Raw genomic sequence first — 12,108 nt, 5'->3', positions numbered from 1 at the left:
GGGGTAGAAGTGACACAGCGACGAGCACCGAGCGGTCAGGGCCCGGCCCGCCGCCCCGGTTCGTCGCGCACCCGCACCACGGGCGCCGTCCGCACCCGGGCCGTGCGCAACACCGGCTCGGTGCCCAAGAAGACCAGCCGCAACCGGCGGACGACCACCGGCGGCCGATCGACCGCCAAGCGCACCCCGGCCCCACGGCCCCGGGCCCTGACCGGCCGCGCGATGGTGCTGATCGTCGTCTTCGTCGCGCTGGCCCTGGCCTACACCTACCCGCTGCGGGTCTATCTCGCGCAGGAGTCGCAGCTGGCCCAGCTCGAGGCCGAGCAGGCCGAGGAACGCCAGCTCATCGCCCAGAAGTCGCAAGAGCTGCAGAAGTGGAAAGACCCGGAATACCTGCGGGCCCAGGCCCGCGAGCGGCTCTTCTACGTCCGGGAGGACGAGATCCCGCTGCTCGTGCGCAACGACCCGGCCGGCGCGGCAGCCGAGGCCGGTCAGAACAAGCCGGCGGCCGCACCCGACCGCTGGTACGACACGCTGTGGAGCAGCGTCCGAGCCGCCGACGCGGAGTCCCCGAACTAGTGAGTGAGAAACCCACAGAGGCCGACCTCGACATCGTGGAGGCCCAACTGGGTCGCCGTCCGCGTGGCACCCGTGCGGTCGCGCACCGCTGCCCCTGCGGCAACCCGGACGTGGTGGAGACGTCGCCCCGCCTCGACGACGGCACCCCGTTCCCCACGCTGTACTACCTGACCTGCCCGCATGCCACCGCCGCGTGCAGCCGCCTCGAGTCGGCGGGCGTCATGCGCGACATGCAGGAGCGCCTCTCGACCGACCCCGAGCTGGCCGCGCAGTACGAAAAGGCCACCGAGGACTACCTGTCCCGGCGCAAGGCGATCGACGACGTGCCCGAGATCGCCCACGTGGCGGCGGGCGGCATGCCCGATCGAGTGAAATGTCTGCATGTCCACCTCGGGCACGCGCTGGCTGTGGGCCGGGGCGTGAATCCTTTCGGGGACGAGGTCCGCGACGCGGTCGAACCGTGGTGGGCCGATGGCCCCTGCGTGGGAAGAGCCGAATAAGTGGAGATCCGCCGCGCGCGCACCACCGACATCCGGGCGATCCGGTCCCTGGTCGACGAGTACACGGCCGACCGCCGGCTGCTCAGCAAGGCGACCGTCACCCTGTACGAGTCGGTGCAGGAATTCTGGGTGGCCGTCGACGAGCGGGACCGGGTGGTCGGCTGCGGCGCCCTGCACGTGATGTGGGAAGACCTGGCCGAGATCCGCACGGTCGCGGTCGACCCGGCCTGCCGCGGGCAGAAGATCGGGCACCGGATCGTCGACCGCCTGCTCGACGTGGCCCGCGAGCTGGGGGTGGCCCGGGTCTTCTGCCTGACCTTCGAGACCCGGTTCTTCGGCTCGTTCGGGTTCACCGAGATCGACGGCGCGCCCGTGCCGCACGCGGTCTACGAGCAACTGCTGCGGTCGTACGACGAAGGTGTAGCCGAATTCCTCGACCTGGAACGGGTCAAGCCCAACACCCTGGGGAACACGAGAATGCTGCTGCACCTATGACGCGGGTGGCCGGGATCGACTGCGGCACCAACTCGATCCGCCTGTTGATCGCCGAGGTCGGCGACGGGAAGTTGACCGACGTCGCGCGGCGCATGCAGATCGTGCGCCTGGGGGAGGGGGTCGACCGCACGGGCCGCCTCTCCGAGGGAGCTATGGCGCGTACGAAAAAAGCTCTTGTGGGTTATGCCGCCGAGATCGCCGAGCTGGGCGTGACCCGGGTGCGCATGTGTGCCACCTCGGCCTCGCGCGACGCCGAGAACGCGCAGGAGTTCCGCGACATGGTCCGCGGGGTGCTGGGCATCGACCCCGAGGTGATCAGCGGCACCGAGGAGGCGGCGCTCTCGTTCACCGGCGCGCTGGCCGGCTTGAGCGCCGAGCCGCCGCACCTGGTGGTCGACATCGGCGGCGGCTCGACCGAGTTCGTCACCGGCACGACCGCGGTCGACCACGCGATCTCGATGGACATCGGCTGCGTGCGGATGACCGAGCGGCACTTCCACAGCGACCCGCCGAGTCCGGCCGAGATCCACAATGCGGAACGGGACATCACGGCCGCCGTCGACATCGCTCTGACCGCGGTGCCCGGCCGTGACGCCAAGACGTTGGTCGGTCTGGCCGGCTCGGTCACCACGGTCACGGCATTGGCGAAAGAACTGACCGAGTACGACGCCACGCGCATCCACCACGCCCGGGTCACCCGGGCCGACGTGTCGCGGGTGACCGCCGAGCTGCTGGCCATGACGGTCGAGCAGCGGCGGGCCCTCCCGGTGATGCACCCGGGCCGGGCCGACGTCATCGGGGCCGGCGCCTTGATCCTGCGCATCATCATGGAGCGGTCGGGTCACGACGAGGTGGTCGCCTCGGAGCACGACATCCTCGACGGCATCGCCTACAGCCTCGCCTGATTCCGGAAAAGGCAGGCGGCAGTACCGCGCTCTTGACGGTATTTCGCATTGCGCAGTACTGTCCCATCCGTGGATACCACCCAGCTGCTCAAGGGTGTCCTGGACCTGGCCGTGCTCGCCGCCCTGCGCGACGGGGACGGCTACGGCTACGACATCCTGCGCCGACTGCGGGCCGCCGGGCTCGACGAGGTCGGCGACGCCTCGGTCTACGGCACCCTGCGGCGCCTGTTCGCCGGCGGCTTCCTGAACACCTATGTGGTACCCAGCGACGAGGGCCCCCACCGCAAGTACTACGGCCTCAACGCCGCCGGCCATGCCGAGTTGCAGCGGTCGGGCAAAGTGTGGCAGGGCTTCGCATCCACCATGGACGATCTGCTTCGCGAGCGGGAGACGGCGTGAACTCCACGGCACAAGACGAGATCACCGAGTACGTCGAGCGCGTGCGCGCGGCGCTGGCCGACCTGCCCGAGGCGACCCGGGCCGAGTTGCTCGAGGATCTGCCGGAACACCTGGCCGAGATCCGGGCCGAGGACACGGTCACCCTGACCGACCGGTTGGGCACCCCCGAGGCGTACGCGGCCGAGCTGCGGGCTACCGCGGCCGGGTTCGTCGGGGGCTTCCCCGACCCGCCCAAGCGCCGGTTCGAACCGCTGCAGGCGGCCCGGGCCGACGTGATGAAGGTGCTCGGCACCGCCGACGTCAAGGTCGGCCCGGTGCTCGGCTACCCCAAGGCCAGCGACTTCCTGCGGCTGCTGCGCCCGGCGTGGTGGGTGCTGCGCGGCTACCTGGCCGCCATGGCTGTGGCCTACTTCCTCGACGCCCAGTCGACCGTCGGCCTGCTGCCCCGCATCGGCAACAGCACGCTGATCGCGCTGGTGCTGCTGGCCGGCTGCATCGTCGCCTCGATCGCGCTCGGCCGGCGCCGCTTCGAGCTGAACCAGTGGAAGCGGGTGGCGCTGTACGGCGGCACGACCGTGCTGATCTTCTTCGCGATCGGCGGCTTCTTCAGCGCCGACAGCGACGTACGCGACCCCGGCTACAACGACGTCGGCTACTCGGGCGGCGGTAACCCGTACGACTACATCCAGGACGTCTTCGTCTACGACAACCAGGGCCGGCTCGTGCCGGGGGCGCGGCTGTTCGACCAGGACGGCCAGCCGATCCAGATGGGCAACGCGTACTGCAGCGACGAATCGACCGGCGAGGTCTCGCACACTCGCAGCATGGGTTATCCGTACTGCCCCGAGGCCGCGCCCTTCGCGTCACCGGCCCCGGACGCGACGGTCACCGCCGATCCGAGCGAGCCGGCCGAGGAGCCGAAGCCCGACCCGGCCCCGACGAGCGCGTCCCCCTCGAAGTAGGCGCAGACAGAATCGTTACTGTTCCTCCGGCGACCGGCCCCACCCCCCCCGGCCGGCACTCGAGAGGAACACCTGCTGTGACCAACCCGGTTGACCGTCCCGGCTTCCCGCTCGCCACCGACGTCCGGCCGCCCGAACTGCCGTCGAAGAAGACCAACGTGCTCAAGGTGGTCGGGGCGGTCGTCGTCGCGATCATCGTGGCGCTCGGGGTCTACGCGCTGTCGTCCCTGCTGCTCGGCGGCGACGGCGCGAGCGACGCCAAGGCCGGTGACTGCATCGCCTCGGACCAGGAAGTGAAGAACGAGGGCACGACCGAGACGGGGGCCGAGGTCGTCGACTGCTCCTCGGACGAGGCGAAGTTCGCCGTCGTGGCCCGGGTCGACGGCGAGGGCTCGACCCAGAGCAAGGCCTGCGACAAGTTCTTCAAGGCCGAGGAAGTGTTCTACGTCTTCGCCAACAGCAAGGACGACGGCTACGTGCTGTGCCTGCGCCCCAAGGCCTGACCGGGGTGGGCCTTTCCCGTACGCCCGAAGAGGTCTCGGCCGCCGCGGCCGGGGCCGCCTCGCTCAGCGTGCTGGACGCCGGCATAGCGGACTGTTTCGCCTGCCCGCGCCTGGTCGCCTGGCGTGAGGAGGTCGCCGTCACCAAGCGGGCCGCCTTCCGCGACCAGGACTACTGGGGCCGCCCGGTGCCCGGCTTCGGCCCGGCCGACGCCCGGATCGCCATCCTCGGGCTGGCCCCGGCCGCGCACGGCGGCAACCGCACCGGCCGCATCTTCACCGGCGACCGCTCGGGCGACGTGCTCTTCGCCGCGCTGCACCGGGCCGGGCTGGCCAACCAGCCCACCAGCGTGTCGGCCGACGACGGGCTGGCGCTGACCGACCTGCGGATCTTCGCCGCCGTCCGGTGCGCCCCGCCCGACAACAAACCGCTGCCGATCGAGCGCGACACCTGCGCCCCGTGGGTGCACCGCGAGCTGGAACTGATCCGCCCGACCGTGCGGGTGGTGGTCGCGCTGGGCGCTTTCGCCTGGCAGGCGTGGTGGCCGGCGATGACCCACGTGTACGGCGTGAAGCCGCCCGTACCCCGGCCGAAGTTCGGCCACGGGCGGCTGGTCAGCCAACCGGGTGTGCCCGATCTGCTCGGCTGCTTCCATGTCAGCCAGCAGAACACCTTCACCGGTAAGCTCACCCCGGCCATGCTCGACGACGTCTTCACCGAAGCGAAGCAGCGGGCCGGAATCTAGGGAAAGAAGCGGATGGCGCTCGCACTGGTGCGACGGTGGTGGCCCTTGGCCGCCGTCCTCGTGCTGCTCTCGGGCACCGCGCTGGCCGCCACCCGCTCCGAGCCCCAGCTCGACCAGATCGCCCGGGACGAGCCGGCCTCGCAGGCGCCGCTGCTGCCCACCGCCCGGCCCTCGTTCCAGTCGCCGCCCCCGCCGCCCGAGGCCGCGCAGGGCCTGCCCGACTGGATCGACAAGGTGGCCCTGGCCGTCGTCGGCCTGATCGTGCTGGTCGTGGTCGGCCTGCTCATCTATTCGCTGGTGCGCGATCGGCGGCGGCGCTCGGGCCGGAACGACCGCCGCAAGCGCCGCGACAACCAGCCCCGCACGGCCGAAGAGCTGGTGGCCGCGCTCGACGCCGGCCTCGAGGAGCTCTCCGACACCGACCGCGACCCGCGCCGGGCCGTGATCGCCTGCTGGGTCCGGCTCGAACAGGCGGCCGCCGCGGCCGGAACCCCGCGCCACCCCGGCGACAGCCCGACCGACCTGGTCGGCCGCCTGCTGCGCGAGCAACAGGTCGACGCGCGGGTGCTGGCCGCGCTGCTCGAGGTCTACCGCCAGGCCCGCTACGCCACCCACACGGTCGACGACCAGATGCGCAGCCAGGCCCGGTCGGCCCTGGAACGGCTGCGGGCCGACCTCGGCGCGGGGGTGAGCGCGTGACCACCGGCGGTCTCGACGACCTGTTCGGCGGCGGCCGTGAGCAGGTCGTGGTGGCCGACGAGCCCGCACCGCCGCCGCGGCGGCGCTCGTGGGTGGCCTGGGTGCTGCGCAACCTGCTGCTGATCGGCTTGTCCACCGCGGTCGTGGTGGCGGCGCTGCGGGTGGCCGACACCGAGATCTCGATCCTGTTCGTGGTGGCCGCGCTGACCGGGCTGCGGCTGGTGCTGCTGGCCGTGGCCGAGGTCCGCCCGCCACCGGCGCCGAAACGGTCCGACCGGCGCGGCAGCTCCGACAACACGGCCGGCACCGACTCGATGCGCGCCGCCGTCCGCCGGTGGGAGCGCAGCCTCGAACGGGCCCAGGCCGACGACGAATCGTATGCGCGTAACGTTCTGCCGGTGCTGGCCGAGATGGCCGACGAACGGCTGCGGCTGCGCCACGGCATCACCCGCGAGACCGACCCCCGCCGGGCCCGTGAACTGCTCGGTGACCCGCTCTGGGCCGCGCTGCACGACCGGGGGCGACCCCGGCTGAAGACGCGTGACCTGGAGTCCTACGTGGACGTCCTGGAACGACTGTGAGAAGGGTGCAATGGTGACGGAGTCAGGCGTGCAGGCCCTACCCCCGTACGAGGTGGGCCGGCTGGCCGGTGCGGTGCTCGATACGGTGGGCAGCGTCGTGGTCGGCAAGCGCGACTCGCTCGAGCTGGTGCTGGCCGGCATCCTCGCGGGCGGTCACGTGCTGCTCGAAGACCTGCCGGGCCTGGGCAAGACGCTGACCGCCCGCTCGTTCGCGCAGGCGCTCGGTCTCGACTTCCGCCGCCTGCAGTTCACCCCCGACCTGCTTCCGGCCGACGTGACCGGCTCTTTCCTGTACGACCAGCGCAAGGGCGACTTCGCCTTCCGGGCCGGCCCGGTCTTCACCAACATGCTGCTGGCCGACGAGATCAACCGGACGCCGCCCAAGACCCAGTCCGCGCTGCTCGAGGCCATGCAGGAGAAGCAGGTGTCGGTCGAGGGCGTCACCTACCGTCTCGACCCGCCCTTCCACGTCCTGGCCACCGCCAACCCCATCGAGTACGAGGGCACGTACCCCCTGCCCGAGGCCCAGCTCGACCGGTTCATGCTGCGCGTCTCGTTCGGCTATCCGACCGCCGAGGAGGAGTGGGAGGTCCTGCAGCGCCGCATGAGCCGCCGCCAGGAAGAGACGTTCCTGACCCCGGTGGTCGACGCCCGCACGCTGCAGTCGATGCAGGCCGCGCTCGAAGAGGTCACTGTCGAGGACTCGATCGGCCGCTACATCGTGGCGCTGACCGCGGCCACCCGCGAGCACCCGTCGGTGCTGGTGGGCTCGTCCCCGCGCGGCTCGCTGGCCCTGCTGCTGCTGGCCCGGGCCCGGGCCGCGATGGCCGGGCGCGACTTCGTGGTCCCCGAGGACGTGAAGGACGTGGCCGGTCCCGCGCTGGCCCACCGCATCACGCTGCGCCCCGAGATGTGGCTGCGCCGCGTCGACCCGTCGTTCGTGGTCGACGAGGTGCTGCAGGCCACGCCGGCGCCGGCCAGCGGGGCCCTGCCCACGTACGCCACCGGCCACACCACGGCGTGACCGTGCCCGAGCCGCTGCTGCGCCGAGCCGTGCCCCCGGCCGTGGCCGAGGCCGGCGGCGGTCCGGCCTGGGCGCCGACCCGGGCCCTGGGCCGGGCCGTGCTGCTCACCGGCCTGCTGCTGGTGCTCGGCGTCGCGCTGGGCCGGGTCGACCTCGTGCTGCTGGCCGCGCCGTTCGCGATCGGCGCCGCCGTCCACCTGCGCCGGATGCCCCGGGCCACCCCCGAGCTCACGATCGACGCCGACGAGGAGCTGCTGGTCGAGGGGGGCCAGGTCAGCGCCTCGGTGACCGTCACCAACCCCGACCGCATCCCGTACGACCTGGTGGTCGTGCGGGCCCGCACCTCGCGCTGGCTCAAGCTGGAGCAGGCCGACCGGCCCTTCGCGGTGGCCGTGGCGGCCGACGGGTGGGCCGCGGTCGACCTGGCCGGCGACGCGCTGCGCTGGGGCCGGCAGGACGTCGGCCCGGCCGCGGCCCGGGTCGCCGCCTGCGGTGGACTGCTGGCCTGCCGTCCGGTGCTCACCCCGGCCCACGGCGTGCGGGTCTATCCGGTCACCGACCCGTTCAACGCGATCGAGGCCATGCCGGCCGCGGCGGGCCTGGTCGGCGCCCACCGGTCCCGCCGCATGGGCGAGGGCGGCGAGCTGGCCGGGGTGCGGCCCTTCGCCCCCGGGGACCGGTTGCGCCGCATCGACTGGCGGGTTTCCCTGCGTACGCGGGATCTGCACGTCGCTTCGACCCTGTCCGACCGGGACGCCGAGGTCGTGCTGCTGCTCGACGTGCTGGGCGAGGTCGGCCTGTCGGGCGGGGTCGGCGGCAGCGCCTCGGTGCTCGACACGACCGTCCGGGCCGCGGCCGCCATCGCCGAGCACTACCTGCAGCGCGGCGACCGGGTCTCGCTGCTCGAGTTCGGCGCCTCGGCCCGCCGCCTGCGCCCGGCCACCGGCCGCCGGCAATACCTCACCGTCCTGGAATGGCTGCTCGACGTGCGGGCCGACCCGCTCGAGCACGAGCACGACTTCGGCGCCCACCACGTGTCGTCGGACGCGCTGGTCATGGTGCTGACCCCGCTGATCGACCCACGGTCGGCCGACATGCTGGCCTCGCTGGCCCAGTTCGGCCGGTACGTGGTCGCCGTCGACACGTTGCCGGCCGGTGCGGCGCCCGAGGTGCGTGGCCCGTGGACACCGGTCGCGACCCGGCTGTGGCAGCTCGAGCGGGGCAACGTGCTGGGCCGGCTGCAGGAACACGGTGTGCCGGTCGTCGACTGGGCCGGGGCCGGCAGCCTCGACCTGGTGCTGCGCGACGTGTCCCGGCTCGCCTCGGCGCCGAGGGGGCGCTGATGCTGGCGATGATCACCCGACGGGCCGGGAACGCGCGGCGGGTCTTCTCCCGGGCCACCGTGCTGCCGTTCCTGGTGCGCTGCGCCATCGGCGTGAGCGGCATCATCGCCATGTCGGTGGCCTGGCCGATCGAGCTGTTCGGCACGCAATACTCCGTGCCGCTGGTGGCGGTCGCCCTTTATCCGGCGTTCGCGCCGCGCGGGCGGGGCGCCACCTTCGCCGCGCTGACCGTGATCACCGGGTGGGTGCTCGACACCGCCTTCCAGGACGCCTCGATCGAGCTGTGGCGGGTGCTGACCATCGCGTCGGCTCTCTACCTGGGTCATTCGCTCACGGCCCTGGCCGCCGTTCTGCCGTACGACTCGGTGGTCAACATCGACGTGCCGGGGCTCTGGGTGGCCCGGGCGCTGGCCGTGATCCTTGTCTCGGCCGTGCTCACGGTGCTCGTTCTGGCCCTCAGCGCCCAGTTGGCCGGGGGCCCGTTCCTGCTCGCCACCGTGGTCGGACTGGCCGGTGCCGCAGCCGCCACGCTGCTGATAGCACGGCTCATTCATAGACCGTGAAATATCCCGGTAATTTGTGTGTCATAGCACTTGACAAATCGCTTTGACGAGGATCACACCAGGAGGCGCTGGAGGGTCGTCACGCGCGAGAATGGCTCATGTGAATCCGCAGCGCATCGTCGTCGTCGGTGCAGGGCACGTCGGTCTATACGCCGCCCTGCGCCTGTCGAAGAAGCTCAACCGGCGCCGGGCCGAGGTCGTTGTCATCGACCCGCAGCCGCACATGACGTACCAGCCGTTCCTCCCCGAGGCGGCGGCCGGCAACATCTCCCCGCGGCACAGCGTCGTGCCGCTCCGCCGCGAGCTCAAGAAGTGTCGCGTGGTGGCCGGTGAGGTCACCAAGGTGGAGCACGCACGCAAGACGGTGACCATCCAGCCCATCGAGGGCCCGGCCACCGAGATGAGCTACGACCACATCATCGTGGCCCCGGGCTCGGTCTCGCGGACGCTGCCGATCCCCGGCCTGAGCGAGCGCGGCATCGGCCTCAAGACCATCGGTGAGGCCATCTACCTGCGTAACCACATCCTCGACCAGCTCGACGTCGCGGCCGTCACGCCCGACCCCGAGGTCCGCAAGGCCGCGCTGACCTTCGTCTTCGTCGGCGGTGGCTTCGCCGGCATCGAGGCCCTGGCCGAGATGGAGGACGTCGTCCGCGACGCCATGCAGTACTACCCGGAACTCGACAAGAACGAGATCAAGTTCGTCCTGGTCGAGGCCACCAACCGGATCCTGCCCGAGGTCGGCCCCAAGATGGGCGCGTACGCGGCCCGCGAGCTCGACAAGCGCGGCATCTCGCTGCGTCTGGACACCTTCCTCAACTCGTGCGTCGACGGCGAGATCGAGCTCTCCGACGGCGACAAGTTCCGGGCCGAGACCCTGGTCTGGACGGCCGGCGTCAAGCCGTCGCCCATGCTCGACCACACCGACCTGCCCCGCGGCCCCAAGGGTCACGTCAACTGCCTGCCCACGCTGCAGGTGGCCGACAGCGACGGCAACGTGCTCGAGGGCGCGTGGAGCGCCGGCGACAGCGCCCAGGTGCCCGACCTGACCAACCCCGGCGGCTGGTGCTCGCCGAGCGCCCAGCACGCCGTGCGGCAGGCCCGGGTGCTGGCCGACAACATCCGGCAGGTCGTCCTCGGCGGCGAGCCCAAGGAGTACAAGCACAAGTACATCGGCAGTGTCGCCGGTCTGGGCCTGGGCAAGGGTGTCGCGCACGTCTACGGCATCAAGGTCAAGGGCTGGCCCGCGTGGTTCATGCACCGCTCGTACCACGTGAGCCACATCCCGTCGTTCCACCGCAAAGCGCGGGTGGTCGCCGACTGGACGCTGGCCATGCTGTTCAAGCGCGAGACGGTGGCCCTCAACCAGCTGCACGCCCCGCGCGAGGAGTTCACCGAAGTGACCCCGCCGGTGGCCGGGAAAGCCGACCGCGACAAGGTCGGTGCCGGGTCACGCTGAGACGGCCCCGGGCTTATAAGGTGTCCTGGGAGCGTTGCCGCGCACGGTAGCGCGCCCAGGCCCGCCCGGGTGGTGGAACGGCAGACACGGCCGCCTTAAAAGCGGCTGCCTCACGCAGGCGTGCGGGTTCGAGACCCGCCCCGGGCACCTGTCCTGTCGCGGCCTCCGTTTCGCTTAGACGGGCTTACATTCAGCCTGTTCACAGCATTCCGAGGCTTTCTTGATCAGCCGGACCCCGTACGCTGGTAGGGCACGCCAGACGTGCCTCAACCTCAAAGGGAGGCTGGACACAGTGAAGACTTCCAACCCGGTGCTCTCGCGCCTCGGCCAGGCGGCCGAGCGGGAGCGTACGGCCGGGTACGGGGCGTACGGCCCTGCCGGTGCCGCCCCGGGTTACGGTCAGCCGTATCCCGGTGCGTCGGACTACCCTGCCGCCCCTCCCGCCGTCCGTCCCATGACGGTCGACGACGTGGTCGTCAAGACGGTCACCCTGCTCGGCATCACCGGCGTCTCGGCCGTCGTGGCGTGGAACGTGATCCCCGACTCGATGACCGGCGCCGCCTGGATCGGCGCGGCCGTGATCGGCCTCGTCCTGGGCCTGGTCATCTCGTTCATGCGGATCGCCAACCCCGCGCTCATCGTGGGCTACGCGGTCGTCGAGGGCGTCTTCGTCGGCATGGCCTCCAAGGTCTTCTCGGTGATCGCCGGCTATCAGGGCGTCGTGCTGCAGGCGGTGGTCGCCACCTTCGGCGTCTTCTTCCTGACGGCCTTCCTCTACAAGGCCAAGGTCATCCGGGCCACGCCGAAGTTCCAGCGCGGCATGATCATCGTGATGGGCGGCCTGTTCGCGGTCATCCTGATCAACCTGGTGCTCTCGCTGTTCGGCTTCAACACCGGCCTGCGCGACAACGGCCCGCTCGGCTACATCTTCAGCATCGTCTGCATCGTGGTGGCCGCGCTCAGCTTCATCCTCAGCTTCAACGAGGTCGAAGAGGGCGTCCGCATGGGCCTGCCGCAGCGCTACTCCTGGGTGGCCGCGTTCGGCATCCTGGTCAGCCTGGTCTGGCTCTACATCGAGATCCTGCGCCTGCTGAGCTTCCTCCAAGGCGGCGACGACTAGTAACGCACGATCACTCGAAGCGCCCGCCCCGTCCTCCGACGGGGCGGGCGCTTTTCTGCGGTCGCGCTGTCGCTCACACCGGCCGCCCGCGGTCGCGCCGCTGTCGTCCGCGCGTTGTGCGGCGCCGGTCAACCGCCCTGCGCGCCGCTCGGCCTTCTGCGCGCCGCTCGGCCTTCTGCGCGCCGCTCGGCCTTCTGCGCGCCGCTCGGCCTTCTGCGCGCCGCTCGGCCTTC

15 protein-coding genes and 1 tRNA gene are annotated in these 12,108 nt (G+C 71.4%); all 16 read left to right on the top strand.

Features of this window, described 5'->3' with window-relative positions; translation table 11 throughout:
• Window positions 1-9: 9 nt before the first annotated feature.
• Entirely contained in the window at window positions 10-579 is a 570-nt protein-coding gene (locus tag M1L60_RS41755; protein ID WP_253243137.1) for an FtsB family cell division protein, read from the top strand.
• Window positions 579-1,079 carry a DUF501 domain-containing protein gene (locus M1L60_RS41750; RefSeq protein ID WP_253243136.1) on the top strand — a complete coding sequence of 167 codons (501 nt, stop codon included), beginning with the start codon at window positions 579-581 and terminating at the stop codon, window positions 1,077-1,079. The genes M1L60_RS41755 and M1L60_RS41750 overlap by 1 nt, the downstream gene beginning before the upstream one ends.
• Window positions 1,080-1,574 (top strand): amino-acid N-acetyltransferase, encoded by a 495-nt coding sequence (locus M1L60_RS41745; protein ID WP_253243135.1) that lies wholly within the window; start codon window positions 1,080-1,082, stop codon window positions 1,572-1,574.
• Window positions 1,575-1,579: 5 nt separating this feature from the next.
• Window positions 1,580-2,479: a Ppx/GppA phosphatase family protein gene (locus M1L60_RS41740; RefSeq protein ID WP_308208625.1), complete on the top strand. Its 900-nt coding sequence runs from the start codon at window positions 1,580-1,582 to the stop codon at window positions 2,477-2,479.
• Between the two features lie 69 nt (window positions 2,480-2,548).
• Window positions 2,549-2,878 carry a PadR family transcriptional regulator gene (locus tag M1L60_RS41735; protein WP_221376724.1) on the top strand — a complete coding sequence of 110 codons (330 nt, stop codon included), beginning with the start codon at window positions 2,549-2,551 and terminating at the stop codon, window positions 2,876-2,878.
• Window positions 2,875-3,840, top strand: a complete 966-nt coding sequence (locus M1L60_RS41730; protein ID WP_253243133.1) for an HAAS signaling domain-containing protein — start codon at window positions 2,875-2,877, stop codon at window positions 3,838-3,840. Before M1L60_RS41735 ends, M1L60_RS41730 begins: the two co-directional genes overlap by 4 nt.
• A 77-nt stretch (window positions 3,841-3,917) precedes the next feature.
• Window positions 3,918-4,343, top strand: coding sequence for an LppU/SCO3897 family protein (locus M1L60_RS41725; RefSeq protein WP_253243132.1), 426 nt, complete (start codon window positions 3,918-3,920; stop codon window positions 4,341-4,343).
• Entirely contained in the window at window positions 4,322-5,086 is a 765-nt protein-coding gene (locus M1L60_RS41720) for a uracil-DNA glycosylase (protein ID WP_438862212.1), read from the top strand. Before M1L60_RS41725 ends, M1L60_RS41720 begins: the two co-directional genes overlap by 22 nt.
• A gap of 12 nt (window positions 5,087-5,098) precedes the next feature.
• The gene (locus M1L60_RS41715; protein WP_253243131.1) at window positions 5,099-5,785 is read left to right on the top strand and encodes a DUF4129 domain-containing protein; all 687 of its coding nucleotides are present in this window, start codon (window positions 5,099-5,101) and stop codon (window positions 5,783-5,785) included.
• Window positions 5,782-6,366, top strand: a complete 585-nt coding sequence (locus tag M1L60_RS41710) for a hypothetical protein (protein WP_253243130.1) — start codon at window positions 5,782-5,784, stop codon at window positions 6,364-6,366. The genes M1L60_RS41715 and M1L60_RS41710 overlap by 4 nt, the downstream gene beginning before the upstream one ends.
• Window positions 6,367-6,376: 10 nt before the next feature.
• Complete coding sequence (locus M1L60_RS41705; protein ID WP_253243129.1) at window positions 6,377-7,390, top strand: AAA family ATPase; 1,014 nt, start codon at window positions 6,377-6,379, stop codon at window positions 7,388-7,390.
• A gap of 2 nt (window positions 7,391-7,392) precedes the next feature.
• Entirely contained in the window at window positions 7,393-8,733 is a 1,341-nt protein-coding gene (locus M1L60_RS41700; RefSeq protein WP_438862214.1) for a DUF58 domain-containing protein, read from the top strand.
• Window positions 8,733-9,296, top strand: coding sequence for a hypothetical protein (locus M1L60_RS41695; protein ID WP_253243128.1), 564 nt, complete (start codon window positions 8,733-8,735; stop codon window positions 9,294-9,296). Before M1L60_RS41700 ends, M1L60_RS41695 begins: the two co-directional genes overlap by 1 nt.
• Before the next feature lie 100 nt (window positions 9,297-9,396).
• Complete coding sequence (locus M1L60_RS41690; protein WP_253243127.1) at window positions 9,397-10,755, top strand: NAD(P)/FAD-dependent oxidoreductase; 1,359 nt, start codon at window positions 9,397-9,399, stop codon at window positions 10,753-10,755.
• 63 nt (window positions 10,756-10,818) lie between these two features.
• A tRNA-Leu gene (locus M1L60_RS41685) sits at window positions 10,819-10,902 on the top strand.
• 145 nt (window positions 10,903-11,047) lie between these two features.
• Entirely contained in the window at window positions 11,048-11,875 is an 828-nt protein-coding gene (locus tag M1L60_RS41680; RefSeq protein WP_253243126.1) for a Bax inhibitor-1/YccA family protein, read from the top strand.
• The last annotated feature ends 233 nt before the right edge of the window (window positions 11,876-12,108 follow it).

The organism is Paractinoplanes aksuensis (assembly GCF_024137025.1).
GTDB lineage: Bacteria > Actinomycetota > Actinomycetes > Mycobacteriales > Micromonosporaceae > Actinoplanes > Actinoplanes aksuensis.
The sequence above is the reverse complement of the archived record's forward strand: the minus strand, read 5'-3'. Positions and strand labels throughout refer to the sequence as shown.

What these genes read in the sequence shown, in the direction of transcription:
- M1L60_RS41715 (WP_253243131.1), top strand. Translation starts at nt 5,099, where the DNA reads ATGGCGCTCGCACTGGTGCGACGGTGGTGGCCCTTGGCCGCCGTCCTC.
- M1L60_RS41705 (WP_253243129.1), top strand. Translation starts at nt 6,377, where the DNA reads ATGGTGACGGAGTCAGGCGTGCAGGCCCTACCCCCGTACGAGGTGGGC.
- M1L60_RS41695 (WP_253243128.1), top strand. Translation starts at nt 8,733, where the DNA reads ATGCTGGCGATGATCACCCGACGGGCCGGGAACGCGCGGCGGGTCTTC.